Origin of the sequence: Paenibacillus allorhizoplanae, assembly GCF_927798215.1 — a bacterium.
GTDB classification, from domain to species: Bacteria; Bacillota; Bacilli; order Paenibacillales; family NBRC-103111; genus Paenibacillus_E; species Paenibacillus_E allorhizoplanae.
On the sequence record NZ_CAKMMW010000003.1, the window covers coordinates 288616 to 309756 of the forward strand.

The following is a 21141-nucleotide window of genomic DNA, read 5'->3' on the forward strand; positions in this document are numbered from 1 at the left end:
GTACTCCCTACTTTCTCTCTTCGGCATATTGCTCAATTATAACATGTTGGATAATATCAAGACCTTCAGCAAGCTCTTCATCCGTGATTACGAGTGGGGTCAGAAAACGAATGACGTTGCTGTGCACTCCAGCACTTAATAGGATCACTCCTGCTTCGTAGCAGCCTTTTTGAATCGCAGCTGCACTCGCTTTATCTGGTACTTTCGTATCGGGATGTACGAATTCGATTGCACACATCGCACCTAATCCACGCACCTCGGCAATATGCGGGATTGTCTTCTGCAAGTCCGTAAAGAATCCACGGATCGTCTCACCGATAACACGTGATCGCTCAACAAGATTCTCGCGTTCCATCTTCTCGATAACGGCTAATGCTGCCACACATCCCAGTGGACTTCCACCATAGGTCCCACCGATTTCGCCAGGTGCAGGTGCATCCATAATCTCCGAACGTCCCGTAACTGCCGATATCGGCAAGCCTGCCGCAATAGATTTAGACATCGTCACCAAATCGGGCTCAATCCCAAAATGTGTCGAAGCGAACATTTCTCCCGTACGTCCAAAACCTGTTTGAATTTCATCGGCAATAAACAGAATATGTGTACTTTTGCAAATCTCATATATACCTTGAACAAATGCCTTTGGAGGAACGATGAAGCCGCCTTCACCTTGGATCGGCTCCATGATGACCGCTGCTAACTCTTCTGGTGCAACCTCCGTAAGGAGGAAATCCTCAAATTGCTGAACACAATAAAGCGCATAATCTGTCTCCGACATGCCTGGCGGACGATTCAACGGATACGGGAATTGTGCTTTGTAGGTGGCTGGAGCAAACGGACCCATCTGGAACTTATAGGGTCTGACCTTACTTGTAAGCGACATGCCCAAGAGCGTCCGACCATGAAATCCTCGCGAAAAGGAGACGATACCTGATTTCCCTGTAAATTTCCTGGCAATTTTCACAGCATTTTCAACCGCTTCTGCACCGCTATTCAGAAAGATGGTTTTCTTAGGAAAGTTGCCTGGCGTGATTTGCACTAATTTCTCAGCTAGCTTCAGATAGGGTTCATACATAGCGACATGAAAGCAAGGATGAATGTATTTTTCAAGCTGCTCTTGCACAGCTTTGACAACTTCAGGCGGGCAATGGCCCACATTCAGCGTTCCAATGGCACCAGCAAAGTCAATGAACACATTGCCATCCACATCATAAATCAATGCCCCTTCTGCCTTTTCAACAAAAATGGGTGTATTGTTGCCAACACCTCTGGGTACGAATGCTTGTCTTTTATCCATGAGTTCTTGGGTGCGTCCGCCCTGTAGCTTGGAGGGTACTGAAGCAAATTTACGTGCGATTTGCATGTTCATCTTCCCCTTTGATTTTAATTTTTCATATTTGTAGAATAATTACCACTACTTTCTCTTTCATTTTATGACGGCAACGGATTACAAATTCAGCATATAACGCAAAAAAAGCCCAATAGAGGGCCACGCCTGATTCACGCAACACATCCCAGGCATTCGATAGCTTCGCCGAATTAACTCGTATCCGTCTTTCTTGTATACCATCGATAGCGGAATGTTCAGTTTAAATGGTGGAAACTCCTCCTGATACTCATTGATCAGAAACTTCACGTTAAGCGTCGCACTCTCAGCGCTGCCTATCACATGAACCATATCCCCTTTATTCAAAACGAAAATAACATCTTAGGTGTCCCTTTCGGCATTTTCGGATGGTTAACTTTCACTGTTCCAGATTTAAGTACAACGGGAAAGTTAGTCTACGCGGTTGTTACTTACACCGTGTACAGTATTTCTCTTCGATCATCACGATTCCAGGCAGTGCAGCAGTTCCGGCTGGTACCAAAAAAATGGACGAAAGAATATCTATCGGTCAGTTAAGTTTCCTTTTTATTCTGGTAGGAGCTTTGATCGTTCAAATTGGTACAGTACCCATATATAAGGTTTTGGGTGGAGGAAATGACACTAGGGGTCTCTCCATAAATGCGAATGAGCATCTTTCAGGACCCATAAAGTGCCAAAACTATCATTGAAGGCAGAAATTATTGCACTTTTGCATCAATTTTAGATTAAGTGCAACGTTGGATATAAAATGATGCTCATTTGCATTTTTGAACTTGTGCATACTTGTCTCTTGCATGCTACACAACCATATTCCCTGCATGAACGCAAAAAAGGGTCCACCGCCACAACCATGGCTAGTGGGACCCTTCCTCTTTTACAAACAAGCCAGTTGGTACATCTCTTCATTGGTTAACGCTTTGTTATAAATAGCTAATCCACCGATGCTGCCGACAAAGAAATTACCGATCTCCTGAGAACGATCCACTGCGCCAACGGTAAAATCAGCACCATCCTGCCCGCCATCGAAAAGGCCGCCCGGGTAATGATAAGGATTACGGATCGGGCGTTCATCCAGTATCCCATTTACATAGGACCGCACATACTGGCCGTCGTAAGTAAAAGCAACAAAGTGCCACTCCTCAAGAGGAATCTCCGTTTTACCGATGGATGAATCCATGCACCAGCGATAGCCAGGTGTCGGGCCGCCTACGGAAGATACATGGCCGCACACCTGTTGGCTGCTCTCCCAAATCGATAAATTCAGGAAAAGTCCATATTGGCGTCTCTTATTCGTTTCGTTCCAAATGCCAGCAATGAATTCACATTCATTATTGGATTTTTTCCTGCGTTTAACCCAAGCGGCGACCGTCACCTGCGCATTCTCACCATGGATGTTCAGCTCTTGGAGTTGCGCACGGGGAATTCGAAACCATTTCCCTTCCTCTAGCAGAGCACTGTATGGACCGAATTTGCCTTCATCATCTCGCTCTACCGGACCTCCACTTTCCTTCAGAGCATACGGCTTTCCTCCCTTCGAAATGCGCGCTTCACCAGGGCCTTCTTGAAAGTCCCAGAAAGTTACTACATTCGGATGGTTGAGGATGATTGCAATATCCTTCTTCATGTATGAAGCCTCCAAAGTTTCCTATTTCTTTTTGGTAAACCATTCGTTCATCGCATCGATGGCAACTTTGCCGCCCTTGGCGTTGAATTCCTGTACGAACTTATCAAACTCGCCCAGATCGCGTTTACCCATAATAAATTTCAACGCGTTTTCTTCTGTATAGTTGCGCAGCTCTGTGAATTTGGTGTCGTACGCCTCAATCGAAGGTGCGTAGGAGGTTTCTTCTCGATTTTGCTTAAATTTCAGCAGGGGCTCGTAATACGGAAGGAATCCTTTTACCTTCAAACGTGCATTGAAGCTCGGGTCGCTGTCACCAAAGAAGTAGAGTGTCCGCCATGGAATATTGTTGCTCTGTTCCGGTGTCTGCACGATTTGACCGTTCTCTACCTTGTAATCCTGACCTTCAATTCCGTAAGTCAAAAATTTGTCCGTATCTGCATTCATGATGTAATTGATGAAGGCAGCTGCGCCTTCCTTGTTCTTAGCTTGCTTCGGAATAACGATGTAGCTGCCTGGAATACCTTCTTCTTGGAAGCCTGCTGCTCCGTTCTTGCCACTAACAGGTGCGATGTACTGCAAGGTTCCTCCGGTCTTTTTATCTTTGATGGATGTATCGATCGTCAGCGCATCACCCCAATACACCGTGCCAAAAGTGGCAGTGCCGTTGATCATTTTGTCCTTAATGTCTTTATTGATAGCAAATTCTTGGTCGATTAAACCTTCGGAATACCATTTCTTCATGGTCGTGAGGTATTCTTTATATTCCGGTTGCAGCCACGAGAATTCTAACTTACCATTTTTAGTTACCGTTGAGTTACCTACCCCAAACGCAGATGCGTACGGCAGGAAGGATGCCATAAACGCACCCGGATTTCCAGCGGCACCTGTGAGAGGCGCCATATTCTTTTTCTCTTTGATTGTTTTAAGCGTCGTATACATCTCGTCCATCGTCGTCGGTTCTTTCAGACTGAGCTCCTTCAGTATGTCGGAGCGCTCCAGAAGGCCGTTGCCAACCTTTTGGGCAACACGCACTGGAATACCGTACATTTTGCCATCCAGCTTGGAGGCGTCGAGAATTTCTTTGGGGAGAAATGTAGATAGATTGGGAATATGGGTTTTAGTCAATTCGTCAAGTGGCTCGAATGCTCCCTGCTGCGCCAGTTTAAAGTAGTCAGATTTTCCAGGAATCCACATAATATCCGGTACATCACCTGAAGCCAAAATGATCGATATCTTCTGGTTGGGATTATCCTTAGGCAGCGACTCGAATTTCACATTATACCCCGATTTCTCCTTCAGAACGTTCACCAACTTATTATCGTTGATAGTGTCGCTGCCCTTGAATTGTTCCATTGAGGGATGATAGATGCGCATTACTTTCAATTCCTTGTTTTTGACCGTTCCACTTGAACTTGCCGCTCCAGTGCTAGTGCTTGCAGGAGCAGTGTTATTACTGCTGCAACCAACAACAAGCCCAGCTAATAGGACAGCTGACATGCTTACAAGCGCTGTTTTTTGAATTTTCATCGAATAAAACCTCCCCTGAAGTGTTTATTTATAAAAAAACGGGCGTGCTTGCAGGTTGGCCATTACCCTTTGACAGCACCCAACATAACCCCTTTGACGAAATATCGTTGAATAAACGGATACACAAACAGAATCGGAACTACCGCACACAGAATGGCCGCCGCCCGTATCGTTTCCGGGGTAACTTCGCGGAATACATCATTCACAACCAGATCAGCTGACTTCTCATCGGTTACGAGTTGAAGAAGAAACATTTGAAGCGGCATCAACTGCCGGTCGGTGATGTACATCATGGCTTGGAAGAAAGCATTCCAGTAGCCAACTGCGTAGAACATGCCAACGGTAGCCAGTGCAGGTACGGATAACGGCAGGTAGATCGAGGTCAGAATCCGCAAGTTTGAGGCACCGTCTATTCGGGCAGATTCCTCCAGCGAGTCTGGTACGCCCATGAAGAAGTTGCGGATCAAAATCATATTAAACGGTGCGAGCGCAGTTGGTAAAATGAGCGACCATAGGGAGTTGAGCAGCCCAACTTGCTTCACGACAAGGTACGTTGGAATCAGCCCACCGTTGAAGAACATGGTGATGACGAACAGTAACATCATAAAGCGAGTGTACGGTAAGCCTTTACGGGAAAGCGGATAAGCTGCAAGCACCGTTAGCGCCATGCTGATTATCGTCCCGACGATGGCAATAAACACCGAGTTACCGAACGAATAGTAAAATTGCTTATTTGAAAGCACGTATTCAAAGGAAATCGTCGTTATACCCTTGGGCCATAACAGGATGTCCTTGGCTAGCACATGTGCTTCACTGCTGAACGCTTTGGCTCCCACGTGTATGAACGGCAGAATCATCGACAGTGATATGACGGAAAGTATGAACACGTTAAAATAACCGAATACGGTTTCTCCTCTAGTACGAATCACACAGGCACCACCTCTCTAGGTTAGTAAATTCCTTCCTCACCCATTCGCCGGGCAAGCGTATTGGCAATAACTAACAGCACACAACCGATGACTGATTTAAACAACCCAGCCGCCGTAGTCAGTCCAAACTGCATGGTCCCTAATCCCACTCGGAATACATACGTATCGATAATATCACCGACATCGTATACGGTCGGGTTATACATCACAAGCACCTGCTCGAATCCAGCATCAAGTAAATGACCAATTCGCAGCAGAAGCAGAATTATAATCGTTGAGCGGATGCTCGGCAGGGAGATGTGCCAGATTTGTCGGAGCCGTCCGGCCCCGTCTACTGTGGCTGCCTGGAATAATTCCTCATTGATGCTGAGCAATGCCGCTAGGTAAATGATAGCGCCCCAGCCGGCTTCCTTCCATACATCGGTGTACACGAGAATCCAGCGGAACAACTTCTCGCTCGTTAAGAAGAAGATCGGCTCACCGCCAAATGCTTGAATCGCTTTATTCACAATACCGCTGCTCGGTGACAGCAAGTCGACAGCGATTCCGCCGATAACGACCCACGAAATGAAATGCGGCAGGTACGTAAATGTCTGTACCCAGCGCTTGAATTTCACCAAACGAAGCTCATTGAGCAGTAGTGCGAGCAAGATAGGAGCCGGGAAACCGACAACCAACTTCATCAGGCTGATGACTAGCGTGTTTATGACCACTCTCGGGAACTCATCGAACATGAACAATTCACGAAAGTACTGAAGACCAACCCATTTACTTGCAAATACCCCTTGCATAATGTTGTAGTCCTTAAAGGCAATTACGACTCCGTACATCGGTCCATATTTGAACACTAGCAGGAACACCAGCGCAGGCAGAACCATCAAATAAAGATCCCAATACTTAAGCAGCGGATGGCGATTGGCTCGCTTACTTGTCAGCACATGGGATGCTGTGGCAGGGACTGAAGCTTTCATATTTTGGATCTCTCCTCTCCGAGATGCTGGATTTGAACTTCTGTGCCCTCATTATATCTGTTGTAGAAATGGAAGCGTATACCATTCCTTTTACTTTCATTGCAACTATTTTTACTTCCTGAATAAGAAAAGGCGGCATGCGCCGCCATTTTGATATTTGTCGACCGGGTTACTTCACTTGCGCACACTATTTGTGCGCTAGCGTGCGTTGGTCGACCGGGTTACTCCCAAAAGCCAATCAAAAGATTGGCCATTATTTGTTAACCTCGCTCGGTTTAACACCCCAGAATTTCTGAAAGCTTTTTGAGAAATAGTTCATATGGCGGTAACCAACCTGTTCCGTGGCGTCAGATACCTTGACTCCTGTGCTCAATAGCTCCTTGGCCCGCTCCATTCGAAGCCGCAGCACATAACTGGAGAACGATTCCCCAATCGTTTCTTTGAAAATTCGGCTTAAGTACGAATAATTGATGTACATGCTTTCCGCTGCAAAATGTAAACTTAGCTCTTCTTTATGCAAATGCTCTTGAATAAAACGCATGACCTCATGTGCGGTCCTCTGCGAGCTGGACTGCCTTCTCTGTGCGATGGCCAAACTAATTCGGCCAGCCATCCGATTCAACCAGCCTTCGATCTGTTCCCGGGTAAGCAAGGACGTGTACGACTCGAACTCCTCGTAATCACTCTTCAGCGTACCACGCAGTGTCCAGCCTTGCGCATGCACAATCCGTGCAAGTAAGCAAGCCATTCGAAACAAGACCTCTCGTGCTTCCACCACGGGTATACCGCTGGCGAACCCCGTCTCCATAATACGACGGACGAGTTCCTCTCTTCGCTCTTCCTGGCTGCCCGCTTCGATCACCGCCTCAAACTCACGTTCGATCTCTTGTAGCGCATCCCAAGAATCCTCTTCGGGCGTATCGTCACGATATGGAATCGCAACGCCGTTACCGAGAATAAGCCTCTCCTGCAGGGCAAGACGGCACATCTTGTAAGCACGGGGCAGCAAGGAACTCTCAGCCACCGGCGTACCTATGCCCGCACTTGCAGTCAGTTTCAGTGTATCCTTAACCGTCTCCAGCAGCGCAAGAATCTGCCCATTCACTAGCCCTTTCATCACCTCGTCACCTACGTCCGTAGATGCGAAGAAAATAGCTGCTGTCAAGCTATCATCATCCTGCACAACAACGCAATTCTCATTCTCCAGCACATCCCGGGCAATCGTAAACAGTGAAAACTGCACCAACTGTCGGTCCTTCACCTCAAACCGCTCGTTTCCTTCAGGTATTGGATCCATATCTAGAATAATGGGCAATGCTTTTCGGTTCTCTAATCGAATGGCAAGGTCATGCCCTCTCCGATCAATTTCCCAGGCAGAATACCGGCCATTCAACCAATTTTTATAAAATAGTTCCTTCAGATGGGGCAGATGTTCGTTCCACCTCATTTCCAGCAGGGTCGTATTATGCTTTTCGTTTAACTCTTTTTCCCGCAGTACTTTCGCTTCCAGCACTGCCTCTACAATCTGCTCATTCTCAGCTGGCTTAATTAAATATTTGAATACGCCTTGCTCAATGCTCTCCCGAGCGTAGTCAAAATCGTCGTGCCCGGTCAAAATCAGCAGCTTAATATGCGGGTATTGCCGTTTGACCATTCTCGCCAGTTCCAAACCATCCATCTCCGGCATCCGAATGTCCGTCAGCACAATATCGATATGATCATTCTGAAGCACGGATATCGCTTCTTTGCCCGTTGACACGGCAGCCGCCAGTTCAATCTGCACCTCAGTCCACTCGATCCCCTCCGCGAGTCTCTCCCGGACATAAAGTTCATCTTCCACAATTAACAACTTCATCGCGCTTCGTCCTTCCCTAATGGAATCGTAATCGTAACCCGAGTCCCCTCATTTTCCACACTGTGCACGTGCAGATCTGCCTGTTCGCCGTAGTACAGTTTGAGCCGTGACTTTACATTTTTCAGCCCAAAATACATATCAGGCGGGCTGCTCTTCGAAATCCGGTACGAATGGCTAGTAATCGCGCTTAGCTCGTTGCTCAGGTGCTTCATTTTCTCCGACGGAATCCCCATGCCTGTGTCCTCCACCTGTATCAACAAGGTATCGCCCGCCAGATGCGAGCTAATCCGCAGTTCGCCACCACTGGAGTTTCGCTCCAGCCCGTGGATGATCGCGTTCTCCACAACAGGCTGCAGGAGCAGCTTCAGGATTTGAATCGATTTGGTTGATTCCTCCAGCGTTATCTGAACTGTAAAATGATCCGTACGGATCTGCTGTACCCGGATATAGTACATCAGGTGCTGAACCGTCTCTTCCAGCGTAAACGTCTCACGTCCCTTACCGAGACTGACCCGAAAAAATCGAGCAAGATTAATAACCATTTCGCTAATCTCGTGAATTTTATTCTTAAAGGCAACTGAGTAGATCGAATCTAACGTATTGTATAAAAAATGCGGGTTAATCTGCGATTGCAGGAGGCTGAACTCCGATTTGGCGAGCCGAAGCTCCTTCTCGTAATCCTCCTCAATTAATAGCCGTTGGGCTTCCGCCATCCGGTTAAAACCGTTCATAACGGCACCGAATTTATCCTTGCGTCGATGAACAATTTGTGTATTCAGGCTGCCGCCACTGAACTGCTTGAACGCCGCCAGCAACTTCTGAAGAGGTTTAGAAATTTCCACATAGACGAGCCACGCAATCCATATGGCCATGATAATACTGATAACAATGATCAAATACGTAAACTGTTGCAGCCTATGCGTCAGCTTGAACAATTCCGAACGCGGTTGCTCCAACTCGATCGACCAGAAATTGCTCTCTTCTTTGATCGACATCACATCGGCCTCATTGCCATTCCCGTGCACGGCGCCAGGATTTGTCTCCAACACGAAACCGTTATTATAGGACAATCTGATGTTCATATTATCGGATGTCTGAAGATGTTGAATGATTTTGCGAAAGGAAGCCTTATCCACGGCAAGCACGAGCACGTTCGGCTCCTTGCTGTTGCTTTGCATATCGAGAAGCCGGGAATAATAAATCATATCGTTATTCAGATAGGCTGACGGTCCACCGACTTTGGCCGTCGGTACATGCACCACAAGTCCGCCATTCGAGTTCACCGTTTGCTTAAACCAAAACTCCTGCTTCACATCTGGCCATCTCAAGCCTCCGGTCATTGTGGATACACCGTTGCCGCTTTCCCCATGGATGATAAACGCTTCTTTGATAGAACCATTCACATTGGTAAGTGCGGACAGCTGCTGCTGTACAGTATGCAGTCCATACAAATGGTCAGGGTTAAGCGGGTTATCGATATTATTCCAAATATCAACGATGGACGAATTCAACGCGATAAGTAAAGTTTGTTGATCCATATTTTTCGTCAGTTGATCCACGTACTCGAGAGTCGTCAGCAGCGCTCCTCGCGTGCGGTCGTTGATCTGATCGTCCAGAATCGACTGGGAATAGTTATTAGCGAAAACACTGACGCTAACGAGCGGCAGCAAGATAAGTAGAAAAGTTAGTGTTAGCTTGAACTGGATCGAATGCAGCCGATTAAGCAGCTTCATCGTAAGCCACCTCTTTGGACTTCCCGCTGCACAGCTGAAGGCGGGTGGCCCATTATTTTTTTAAACACACGGTTGAAATGGGCCTGATCGCTATATCCCAAATACTCCGAAATCTCTCCGATTGTCATTCTTGTATTGAGGATCAAATCGCGTGCCGAATGCACACGAATGTGATGCAGATAAGTGATCGGTGTCATGCCCGTTACTTCCTTGAACGTTTGCGTAACATAGTTGGGAGCGCGATCCACGAGTCGGGACAGCTCCTCAATGCGGATCCGATCACGGTAGTGGGCAGAGATATAGTCCTGAACCTCACGCATAAGTCTTAGCTTGGCAAAGCCAAATCGCTCTTCCGACGTTTCCTGCACGAAATAGCCAAACAGCTCAGTGGCGATTCCGGTGCAGATGATGTCGGCATGCTCACGCTGGCCGAACCAATGCTGCGCAAGCGTGCTAAAACGCTGCTTGACGTAATCGAACTGCTGGGCTTTCACCTTCCGGTAGGGTTCAACATTAGATAACGCTTTCATTTCCTGGCTAGACTGTCCAGTCTGCAAATGAAAATGCGAGGAATACTTCACATGCGGGCCGTCTGGTGCATTCGTTCCAGCGCGCTTGACGCCTTGCCGGATATATAGAAAGTCACCTTTCTCCAGATGAACCGGATCCCCGTCCACCACATAATTCACTTTCCCGTGCGTCACAAGAATCAACATGTCTGTCAAGGTCGGCTCCTCCGCCTTTTGCCAATCCACGTTCATATCATCAATAAATACGGATACGAGCTGCATCATATCAAGTATCGCCCCTTCCATCTATACCTTAGAATTATACAAAAAACAGTTGTTTCCGCAATAGTTATTTTTCAGCCATTCCCTTAAGATTAATCTAACAAAGCTTAAAGGGGCTGAACATGATGGCCATATATCCGGTCGCTTCCATAGAAGAAATTCCTTCCGGTGCTTTCAAAATCGTACAAATCGAACAACGTTCCATCGGGGTCTATAACGTGAAAGGTGACTATTATGCCGTACATAATTATTGCCCGCATCAAGGGGCAGAGTTATGCAAAGGCGTGGTCTGCGGAACCACACTTGAATCTCAAGTTTATGAATTTATCTATGGGCGGGACCAAGAAATATTACGTTGTCCTTGGCATGGCTGGGAGTTCGATCTCAAGACGGGCAAATCATTGTTCAGTGATAAAGTGCGGACACGCACCTACCCCGTCGTCGTAGAAGATGGACAAATTGGCATCGTGATTGGTTAATAAGGAGGAGAAACGAGATGATTTCGAACAAAGAGAAATTGCCTGTCATTGACTGTGATGTGCACAATCAGTTCCGTAGTAGAAACGACTTAATCCCTTATCTCGATGAGCCGTGGAAAAGCCATGCCGAAAGGTTCGGTATTCCTGGAGCTGGGCTGCCGTATTCGTCGCCGATTGGCAGCAAGCGCAAAGATGCGGATCCGCCTAGCGGGCTACCGTTGGGATCCGATCCGCATTACATGCTCGAGCACTTGGTCGAACCATTTAATCTTGATTACGCGTTGCTTTGCTCCGATTCGATAATTGGTATGTCTGGTTATGCCGACAGCGATCACGTTGCAGCCGTATGCCGGGCTTACAACGATTATCTAATCGCCGAATGGCTGCCCGTTAGCCCGAAGTTCAAAGGTTACCTATGTATCGGTACCCAAGATCCATTGGAGGCTGCTCGTGAGATAGACAGGGTCGGTCCGCATCCAGACATCGTCGCGGTCAGCGTGATCGGAGGTGCCCGGATGCCGTACGGCCAGCGTTTCTTCCATCCGATCTACGAAGCATGTGAGCGCAATGGGCTTCCGCTTATGATCCATCCGGGCGCCGAAGGCGCAGGTACCTTTAATCCACCAACTGCGGTCGGGTATGTGTCCAACTATTTGCAGTGGCATACATGCTTGCCTCAAACCTTCATGGCGCATCTGGTTAGCTTCGTGTGCGAAGGTGTGTTTGAGAAGTATCCGGGGTTTAAAGTGGTGTTTTGCGAAGGTGGCGTCACCTGGTTGCCTCCACTGTTATGGCGGCTAGACAAGAACTTCAAAGCCTTACGCTCATCCACGCCATGGCTGAAGCGAATGCCGAGCGAGTATGTGCGCGACCACTGCTTCATGACGACGCAGCCGATCGAGGAACCGGATGACTTCAAGCATCTCGAAGCGATGTTCAATATGTTCGACGCCGAGAATATGCTGCTCTTCTCCAGCGACTATCCACATTGGGATTTCGATGATCCGACGAAGATCCTGCAGCGACTGCCACTTGAGAAGAAGAAGAAAATATTCAGCGAAAATGCTCGGCAGTTGTTCAAGCTGAAGTGAATGAACAGAACTCCATTCTCACACTCACACTCACTCTCTCTCACTCTCTCTCACTCTCTCACCCTCTCTCTCTGAAAATGAGGGAGGGAGTTTTTAGTTCGCAGCGTTTAGGTTTAATTGGAAAATAAACAGCTATTTATGAGATATTTACCCTGAAAATCCATAAATTTTACTGGAGAAAATCCATCTATTCACAGTGACAGGCCACCTAGCGAAGACTTATGGCCTCACAAACAAAAAGCAGTTCCCCAATAAGGTGAACTGCTCTACTTTCCGAAGCACTAAACACTACTTCTTATTCAATTTATCATGAATAGCCTTGCCCTCTTTGGTAAACCAATCCTGCGACGCTTTGATAACATCTTGTCTGCCAGCCGCATCCGCCTTTTTAAAGTACTCATCCAATGCCGTAAGCGGTAATGCGCCGTTGATGATTTTGGCGACGTACTCATTTCTCAGGTCAATCAACGCTCTACCTTTGGCAAGTTCGACTTCCGTCTGCGGTCTGTACTGATTGATATTGAATGCAGTCAGCTGCGCACCCGCTTGGGCGAAGCTTTTCATAGCTGGCTCATATCCGCCAAGTAATGCGTTAGGCAGCCAGATGTCCGGTGTATTCCACATTCTATAATAAAGTTTATAGATGATCTGATCATACGCAGGTTTCTTCGGACTTAGCGCGCCGTTTACCATGTCATAGTGAACGCCTTCTTTACCGAAATTAACAAACTTCTGCAAATCTTTATCTTTCAAATAGGTGTTCAGTAGATCCACAGCTTCATTCGCATTTTTGGAACTTTTAGGAATGATATAGAAGTTGGATACAGGAGCGGGCATTGTATAGCCTTTCTGTCCATCTTTTCCTTCTACTGTAGGCAAGAAGCTTAACTTCGCATTAGCATCTGTTTTACTTAAACCCGCCTGGTAGGTAGCAGGATCCCAGTAGCCCGCATACACGGCAGCTGCTTTCCCCGATGACATCTTTTCAGTCACTTGTTGTGTTTTATTGAATAGGTACTCATTGTCAATCAAGCCTTCTTTGTAGAGCTTATTCAGGTAGGTCAGCAAGTCCTTCAGATTCACATCCTGTGCATCAACCAGCTTGCCATCCTTCACAATGAAAGGGACAGCGAGATTATTTATGCCGGACAATCCGAAAGCTGCGGTAATGACATCCAGTCCATCAAGCGGATTACCGTTATTTCCAGCTGCTGCTACGTACGGTATGGTTCCCTTGCCACTTGGATCTTTCTCCTTCATCGTCTTCAAGAATGTATACAGTTCATCCAGATTTTTGGGCGCCTTCAGTCCCAGCTTATCCATCCAATCTTGTCTGGCTAGAAATCCTGCGCCTAAATCTACGTTTTCGAATTTCTGAAACGGAGGAACCGGGATGGCATATTTCTTCCCTTCTAACGATACAGCCGTCCATGCATTCTCGGTAACTAATTTATCCACCTCGCTACCGAATTGCTTGATCGCATCGTCCACTGGCAGGAGAGCTCCCTGAGCACTGAAACGTTTGAAAATATTCAAATCATTCGTATAAATGAGATCATACACATCACCAGAAGCAAACATCAAATTGTACGTATCCAATTGATTCGCAGCCGGAATGACATTCCATTCAATATTGCTGTAACCTGTTTTCTCTTTGATCATGTTCAAAAATTGATTATCGTTTGCACTTGCTCCTTGCTCGTAGCCTTTGACTCCTGCATTGTCGGGAACGGCGATTCTGATTTTGGCCGCCTTATTCAGTTTTGGGCCTTGGGTAGCAGTCGCCTCTTTCGTTTCCTTGCTTTCTGGCTTCGCTTCATTACTGCAACCAGCTAGAGATACCGTAGCTGCAAGTGCAACTACTAATGTTGTCGTTGACCATTTGTTTAATTTTTTCCGCATATTACTTCCCCCTTCAAAATGTATAGCTATTGCTTAACAGCGCCTAGCGTTAAGCCTGTGACAAAATACTTTTGCAGAAATGGATAGACGAGCAGTATCGGAATTGAAGAAACGAAGATGGCTGCCGCTCTGAATGTCTCGGATGCGATATTAGCCAATTGGTCGGGATTTTCCAAACCGTTCTTATTGGCTGCGGCCACTACATTTTGCAAAAACAACGGTAGAACCTGAACTTCTTTTTTCGTTAAATACATTAAAGGGTCCATGTAGTTGTTCCATATCCCTACCGCGCTGAAAATAGCGATTGTCGCTAGCAAAGGCTTGGAGATCGGAAGCATGATGCGGAATAGAATGGTTAGATTGCCAGCTCCATCGATTCTCGCAGACTCCTCTAGGCTATAGGGCAGAGACTCAAAGTAATTACGTACCAGAATGAGATTGAAAGCGCTCACCATCCCCGGAATGACAAGCACCCACAGATGGTTAATTAATCCGGTATTTTTAATAACCATATAGGTAGGGATCATTCCGCCGTTAAACAGCATCGTGAACACATAAAGAATATTGATCGCTTTGCGGCCTACCAAATCCCTTTTCGCAATGGCGTACCCCACACATGCTGTAAAAAACACTTGAATGGCTGTGCCGATAACTGCGACGAACAAGCTGTTCGTAAACGCAGTGCGAAAATCAATGCCTGATAACAACACTTGGTAAGCTTTTAACTGAAAGCCCATTGGCCATAAGCTAACCTGACCACTAACGACATAAGCTTCCTCACTAACCGATTTCGCTAACAGTGTGATGAACGGTAGGACGCAAATGAGACCTACTGTAATCAACAATGTGTAATTAACAACCGTAAAAACCTTTTCCCCGGTCTTCATCCTCTTGTCGAACAAAGCTATTTGCTCCTCTCTGCTGCTTATTTACCATATCCCTCGGTTCGAATACTTGCGACTAATCTTATTGGCCGTAACCATCAAGGTAAATCCGATAGCAGATACAAACAAACCGACTGCGGTTGTATAACTGTAGCTACCGTTCTGAATCCCTTCGCGGTACACATAGGTCCCGATGACATCCCCAACACTGTATACAAGAGGATTGTACAGCAGTAGCACCTGTTCCGTATCGCTGCCCAATAAGGTAGACACCCTTAGAATAATAATGAATACGATCGTGCTGGATATGCCTGGGAGCGTAATATGCCACGTTTGTCTGAGCTTACCTGCACCGTCAACGCTGGACGCAGCGTACAGATCGGGATCGATTGACGTTAAAGCAGCCAAGTAAATAATGGCACTCCAACCGGTTTCTTTCCAAGCCGTTGATGCGACGAGAACACTTCGGAAGTAGCTATCATCACCAAGAAATGAAATCGGCGATATGTCGAATGCCTTCAGAATGCCATTGATAATGCCTGTACTTGGGGACAGGATATCCACAAAAATCCCTGCAATAACGACCCACGATAGAAAATGTGGCAGATAGGTAAGCGTTTGCGTCATGCGTTTAACCAAACCCGACCTGACTTCATTTAATAGCAGTGCCAAGATAATGGGCAGAGGAAACTGAAAAATAAATTTGAACAGATTGATCAGCATCGTATTGCTCAACACGCTAAAAAATTTAGGATCGGTCAACAATGTTCGAAAATGAGCTAGCCCTACCCACTTGCTATCCAGTATGCCGTCGAACACCCGATAATTCTTAAATGCAATGACGATCCCCAGCATCGGGACATAACTGTAAATCAAAAGCACCAGTAAGGGGATCGAAATAATCAGATATAAATCCAGATTATGTACGATTCTTGCCTTCAGGCGATTTTTTGTCTTGGGGATCACACCTGCTTCTAGAGACTTAATCGTATGGGACGGTGTAATCTTTGCCATTTCATCACCTCAACTCCTTGTTGTATAGCTTTATTTTACGTAAATGTACCCATCAGCTACAACAGGACAGAAGTAAGATATCACTGACAAAAATACGGATTATAGACTCCCCGAAATCTTTAGTTTCGCAACGGCACGACAGCCCATACCGGGTTCGCTGTAAAACTGTAACCCACATTCCATGCCATAATAAACTTGTATACGCTGATGCACGTTCTTCACGCCATACCCTCTGGTCTCCGTTTCAAACAGTTGCTGAAGCCGCTCTGTAGGTATCCCGACGCCATCATCGATGACCTCCAAATACATGTATGCGTCTTCCCGATAAGCACGGACAACAATTGTTCCAGCTTTCCCTTTTTTGGGTCTGATGCCATGAATAACGGCATTTTCAACCAGTGGCTGCAAAATCATTTTGATCATGATCTTCTCTTCTAGACCCTCTTCGACGTTCGTTATGAACTGGATGGCTCCTCGATAGCGGTAATTGATGATCTGCATATATTTGCTGACCTCCATAACCTCTTCAGCAACGGAGATATGCTCCTTGCCCTCGTTCAAACTTAACCTCAAAAACTTAGCAAGTGATTCGGTTAATTCTGCGATTTCTTTCGCATCTATTCGTAGGGCGCTCCATTGAATAATATCCAACGTGTTATACAAAAAGTGCGGATTGATTTGCGCATACAGCAGTTTCATTTCCGCATCTTGTTTGCTAATTTGGGCCTGATACACCTCTTCAATAAGGGCTTTAATTCGCGTGCTCATCTTGTTAAAAGAACGCTGTAATCTTGCATATTCATCATTTCCTCGGATATTGTCCTCTGTTTCAAAGCTCCCTTTTTCTGCATGCTTAATGAGCTTCACCAACTTTTTTAACCGTTTGGTGATACTGCCCGAAATAATTAAAGCCGTAATGATAGCTATAATTGACACTACCCCCGCCAAGGCGAGCATGAAGTTCTGAATCCACCTACTGTTCATACCCAGATGCGTTTCCGTCATTAGCAATGCAATCTGCCAATCCAGCCCTTTCGCCTTGCTGAAAACAGCATAATTAGTTCTCTCCTCAGGCCCGAAACTGACAATGCCCTCTTCCTCTTCTGGCAAAGACTTCAAAAAGAGGTCGCTTACACCGCTGCCCCCTGCCAGTAATTGCGTACTTCCAATTCGTTTGTTAGGGGACATAACAAGTGTTTCCGCTCCATCTGGAAGCCGAATATCATTTAGAATAGACCAGATAAATTTGGCATCCAGCTCGACCATCACATAGCCAAGAACATGCTGAAATCGGTTGATATCCTTGATTTCCTTAATAAAGAGAACCTCATCCCCTTGAACGATGCTTAGATGTTCCACGTCGCTTGCATAGAACCACTTTTCTTTGATTTTGCCTTCCAAAAGTGGCTGTAGACCAGCCTCAAGTTGAAGCTGGTCTATCCCAAAAAAGTTAGGGCTAGCCGAGACGAAGGTTGGATTCCCTTTCATAAAATAGCTAACCTTGAGCACATTGCTCTTGCCCACGTAATTGCTCACATTTTTGTTGAGCAGATTGAAAAAATCAATCACTTCCCCCGAAGTCAGAGCTCGTTCAGATACCGTTCTTAGAATGAGTTGAATATCATAATTGCTTTGTGTCAGATCGGCAATGTTATAGGCAGTTTCGATGCCGAAGGCGATGTTTTTCTCCGCCTGCTTCAAGGTTTCCAAATAAGCCTTGCCTGTCTGTTCAACCACGGACTTATGAATCGTAATATAGGAGAAATAAACCAATACCATAACCGGAATAATAATCAAAATTAAATAGGAGATAACCAGCTTGGTCCGCAAGTTGATATTATAGTACACGCCACTGAGCTTGTTTATCACTTTTCTCATAGCATTTTCTCCCGATATTCCATAGGGTTGACGCCCACCACTTTTTTGAATATTTTGGTGAAATAGTGCGTGTCCTGATAGCCGACTTGATTGGCTACTTCATATATTTTAATTGAGGCGTCCTTGAGCAGCTCCTGCGCCTTCTTTAATCGTACATGCGTGATATAATCGTTAATCGTGTGCCCTGTTTCTTTTTTGAATAACGTCTGTAGATGCCCAGGAGACATGAATACTTCTGCCGCCAGCTGCCCAATGGTCAGATTCTGATAGTAAATTTTATGAATAATACCCTCAACATCCCGAATAATTCTTCGGGATTTGCTGTTTCGCAACTCATTGGAAGCCATCTCCAAATAGAGCAGCTTCTCGAGCACAAACATCTCAATTTGTTGAGGGCTCTGCATCGTTCTGAATTGGTGCAAGGACTCTTTCACCTCTTGCGCAATGGCAGAATCTACATGCACGGCTGCTTTTCGTATCGCTTTAATAAGAAGCTCACTGCATATGGTCGTTAGGAACAGCATGCTTTCCATTTTCAATTGCCTGATCGTAATAAAGAGGTGCTGGACCTCAGCCGTTAGTGCTTCTGTTTGCCCTGTGCTGCACAATCCTACGATCTTCTCTATGAAATCCACAATTACCGGCAACCCCGTAGATGAGATACTGCCTGAATAATACTGGCTAACGTCGTCCTTCAATTGCTTCTCGGCTCTTTCCTTATCCAGCTTAGCGACAACTTTGGCTACAACCTGCTTTAATTCCTCCCGATTGAAGGGCTTTAATATGTAATCGATCGCATCCAATTTAATCGAAGCCTTCACATATTGAATGTCTTGATGAGCGCTGATCATGATCACCATTATAGCAGGCTGCTCATGTTTCAACTTGTCAACAAATTGAATGCCATCCATTACTGGCATCACGACATCCGTTATCACGATATTTGGCCGCAGGTCGCGGGCAACGAGCAGAGCTTCCGCCCCGTCTTCCGCTTCACCTGTAATCTCGATACCCAGACTATCCCAGTCGATGAGATCTCGCAGGCCTTCCCTCGAAATATAATCGTCGTCGACAAGCATCATTGTATACATGGGCAGGGACCTCCTTGGCAATTTGAGAGCGTTCTCTTAATTGTATCTTACTCTGATGGATTTGCTCAATCACAATGTAGGGTAAGATCTTGTTAAGAGACTCCTGGTGAAAATTCCGTTTACTCATTCATGAACGAAAGCTTAATCATCAAACGTTTCAGCATTACAACTGCTTCCGCACGTGTCGCTGAAAGTAAAGGTTGGATCCTGTTTTCCTGATCCCCAGTAATGATGCCCAGTCCTAACATCGTTTGAATAGCATCCTTAGACCAGTCATTAAGTTGGTCCCTATCTAACAAGTGAATGTTTGGGACAGGAGAATCGTATTTATATCCGGTCAAATGCAGTGCACGATCCAGCATGACGGCGATTTCCTCCCGCGAGACGGATGACTCTGGACGGAATTCTCCTCCGTCGTAGCCTTCCATTAGAGCGAAGGCTGTCGCCGTACGGAGAGCAGGGAAATACCAAGTGGACGGGTCTACATCACGAAATGTCATACGGGCATCTTTCTCCGGCAAAGCAAGCGCATCCGCTAACAACTTGGCAAATTCGACTCTGGTTATCGCATCATCCGGACGGAATCTTCCATCCGTATCCCCATTTACGAGCAAGCGGCCAGCCAATCTTTCAATATCCCCTTTAGACCAGTGACCGCTCAAGTCTGCAAATGTTCGGCTCCCCATAATAAGCCCATAGGTGCTATTGCCCATCCGGTGGATAAGTGCCATATAGGAGCCATCCGGTTGCTTGACGAACAAGGTTGGAACCGGGGCCAATGTGCCGTCCGTCCGAAAAAGAACCGCAGCGGATTCGGCTGGATCTATATTCTCTGCTGGTAACGTACGAGCAGCAAATGCGCTTTCATAGTCATGCATCTCCGTTACTTGACCGGAGGCATCTAGGATCGAAATGTAAAAGTCGACGGGTACACCAGCTAGCGTAAAGCCCTCATCAGCAACAATCGTCCTCAGTGCCTGCGCTTGTTCTTCTGACACGGGGGCTATCGTTATCGTAACCGTCGAACTCGCATCAAGTTTGAGTTGATCAATTGGCAGTTTATACATGCCGACAGAGCTTGAAATGACTAGAGAGCCACTTCTACCGCTTACAGATTGGATTGCTTGCAGAACTTCGGAGGGGACATCCACCGAAACGGCGGAAGACTCCTGCGTTGGAATCATGATGACGAACGTGGAATTCTCCTTAGAGGATCCCTGAATTTCTTGCAGAACTTGCGTCATATTCAAGACGGCATGTACACGATTTCCTGATTCGGATGTGACCGTAACCGCTTTTTCAGACAATTGCATGGTTTGAGCAGGGTTCGTGAAAATAGCGACTTCTGGGGCTACAGTGGCGGGTCCTTTCCCAATCCCGTCCGTTTTCGGCGCGCTTACACCTCCTGCGTCACCTAGACCAGATTCAGATCGAGCATGAACCCGAAGTGAAATATCCGGCGTTACGGCAACTTCTTGCAAACTGCGGTTCGCAATCCTTAGTGATTGCCAGCTGACCTCCGTCTCCCCTTCTTTCAGCACGGTGAAAGTCAGTTCGGCCATTCTCATGGTACCGTTTGTCGGCTGTTCATTGCCTTCCTTTGACCATGCAAGTATGATCTCCCCCTCTTCACCAACAGGTTTAATCAGATTTCCATTTGCAGCTGCATCAGCACGGATTAGTTTTACACTCTGCGGGTCATAGGTAAATTTCGTCTCGAATGCGAATAATTCCGAAACGTTCGCTGTCGCTGTTACCGTGAAGCTGCCCCCTACTTCAGGTGTACTTGTACTTGCTGATAGGGTGATGCCGGAAGAGAAAGGCAATGAATTAGCATGAGCCGGGAATGGAGGTAGAAGCATACATAGCAGCAAACAAATAAATAGGAGAAGCGCGCTTTGCTTAAGCTTCGGTTTATGTATTAATAACATTGTCAATGCTCCTTTGCACAAAATAAAAGATTCGGGAGATTTGGTGTGATAGTACCAATCTCCCGAAGTTGGATA

The 21141-nt window shown here is 46.4% G+C and carries 17 protein-coding genes; 2 read left to right on the forward strand and 15 right to left on the reverse strand.

Going from position 1 to position 21141, the window contains the following annotated elements; genetic code table 11:
• Positions 1-7: 7 nt before the first annotated feature.
• From gabT to L6I86_RS07585, 9 genes are all read right to left on the reverse strand, one after another.
• The gene (gene gabT, locus L6I86_RS07545; RefSeq protein WP_236285951.1) at positions 8-1363 is read right to left on the reverse strand and encodes a 4-aminobutyrate--2-oxoglutarate transaminase; all 1356 of its coding nucleotides are present in this window, start codon (positions 1361-1363) and stop codon (positions 8-10) included.
• Between the two features lie 84 nt (positions 1364-1447).
• Entirely contained in the window at positions 1448-1693 is a 246-nt protein-coding gene (locus tag L6I86_RS07550) for a hypothetical protein (RefSeq protein WP_236285952.1), read from the reverse strand.
• Positions 1694-2240: 547 nt separating this feature from the next.
• Positions 2241-2990 (reverse strand): LamG domain-containing protein, encoded by a 750-nt coding sequence (locus L6I86_RS07555; protein ID WP_236285953.1) that lies wholly within the window; start codon positions 2988-2990, stop codon positions 2241-2243.
• Positions 2991-3011: 21 nt separating this feature from the next.
• Positions 3012-4517: an extracellular solute-binding protein gene (locus L6I86_RS07560; RefSeq protein WP_236285954.1), complete on the reverse strand. Its 1506-nt coding sequence runs from the start codon at positions 4515-4517 to the stop codon at positions 3012-3014.
• A 62-nt stretch (positions 4518-4579) separates the two neighbouring features.
• Positions 4580-5446 (reverse strand): carbohydrate ABC transporter permease, encoded by an 867-nt coding sequence (locus tag L6I86_RS07565; protein ID WP_236285955.1) that lies wholly within the window; start codon positions 5444-5446, stop codon positions 4580-4582.
• Positions 5447-5466: 20 nt separating this feature from the next.
• Positions 5467-6417 carry an ABC transporter permease gene (locus L6I86_RS07570; RefSeq protein WP_236285956.1) on the reverse strand — a complete coding sequence of 317 codons (951 nt, stop codon included), beginning with the start codon at positions 6415-6417 and terminating at the stop codon, positions 5467-5469.
• Positions 6418-6670: 253 nt separating this feature from the next.
• Positions 6671-8272 (reverse strand): response regulator, encoded by a 1602-nt coding sequence (locus L6I86_RS07575; protein WP_236285957.1) that lies wholly within the window; start codon positions 8270-8272, stop codon positions 6671-6673.
• Positions 8269-10005 (reverse strand): sensor histidine kinase, encoded by a 1737-nt coding sequence (locus tag L6I86_RS07580; RefSeq protein ID WP_236285958.1) that lies wholly within the window; start codon positions 10003-10005, stop codon positions 8269-8271. Before L6I86_RS07580 ends, L6I86_RS07575 begins: the two co-directional genes overlap by 4 nt.
• Positions 10002-10820 (reverse strand): helix-turn-helix domain-containing protein, encoded by an 819-nt coding sequence (locus L6I86_RS07585; RefSeq protein ID WP_236285959.1) that lies wholly within the window; start codon positions 10818-10820, stop codon positions 10002-10004. Before L6I86_RS07585 ends, L6I86_RS07580 begins: the two co-directional genes overlap by 4 nt.
• A 101-nt stretch (positions 10821-10921) precedes the next feature.
• Between L6I86_RS07585 and L6I86_RS07590 the strand changes: the two genes are divergently transcribed.
• On the forward strand, positions 10922-11275 hold the full coding sequence (locus tag L6I86_RS07590; RefSeq protein ID WP_056616894.1) for a Rieske (2Fe-2S) protein: 354 nt from the start codon (positions 10922-10924) through the stop codon (positions 11273-11275).
• Positions 11276-11292: 17 nt separating this feature from the next.
• Positions 11293-12366, forward strand: a complete 1074-nt coding sequence (locus tag L6I86_RS07595) for an amidohydrolase family protein (RefSeq protein ID WP_056616897.1) — start codon at positions 11293-11295, stop codon at positions 12364-12366.
• 288 nt (positions 12367-12654) lie between these two features.
• On the opposite strand, the gene L6I86_RS07600 is transcribed toward L6I86_RS07595, so the two are convergent.
• The 6 genes from L6I86_RS07600 to L6I86_RS07625 all read right to left on the reverse strand — a co-directional run bounded on the left by L6I86_RS07600 (position 12655) and on the right by L6I86_RS07625 (position 21066).
• The gene (locus L6I86_RS07600) at positions 12655-14268 is read right to left on the reverse strand and encodes an extracellular solute-binding protein (protein WP_236285960.1); all 1614 of its coding nucleotides are present in this window, start codon (positions 14266-14268) and stop codon (positions 12655-12657) included.
• Positions 14269-14294: 26 nt separating this feature from the next.
• Complete coding sequence (locus tag L6I86_RS07605; protein WP_236285961.1) at positions 14295-15170, reverse strand: carbohydrate ABC transporter permease; 876 nt, start codon at positions 15168-15170, stop codon at positions 14295-14297.
• 27 nt (positions 15171-15197) lie between these two features.
• The gene (locus L6I86_RS07610) at positions 15198-16166 is read right to left on the reverse strand and encodes an ABC transporter permease (protein ID WP_236285962.1); all 969 of its coding nucleotides are present in this window, start codon (positions 16164-16166) and stop codon (positions 15198-15200) included.
• Positions 16167-16265: 99 nt separating this feature from the next.
• Complete coding sequence (locus L6I86_RS07615) at positions 16266-18044, reverse strand: sensor histidine kinase (protein ID WP_236285963.1); 1779 nt, start codon at positions 18042-18044, stop codon at positions 16266-16268.
• On the reverse strand, positions 18041-19135 hold the full coding sequence (locus tag L6I86_RS07620) for a response regulator transcription factor (protein ID WP_236285964.1): 1095 nt from the start codon (positions 19133-19135) through the stop codon (positions 18041-18043). Before L6I86_RS07620 ends, L6I86_RS07615 begins: the two co-directional genes overlap by 4 nt.
• 119 nt (positions 19136-19254) lie before the next feature.
• The gene (locus tag L6I86_RS07625; RefSeq protein WP_236285965.1) at positions 19255-21066 is read right to left on the reverse strand and encodes an S-layer homology domain-containing protein; all 1812 of its coding nucleotides are present in this window, start codon (positions 21064-21066) and stop codon (positions 19255-19257) included.
• Positions 21067-21141: the final 75 nt, after the last annotated feature.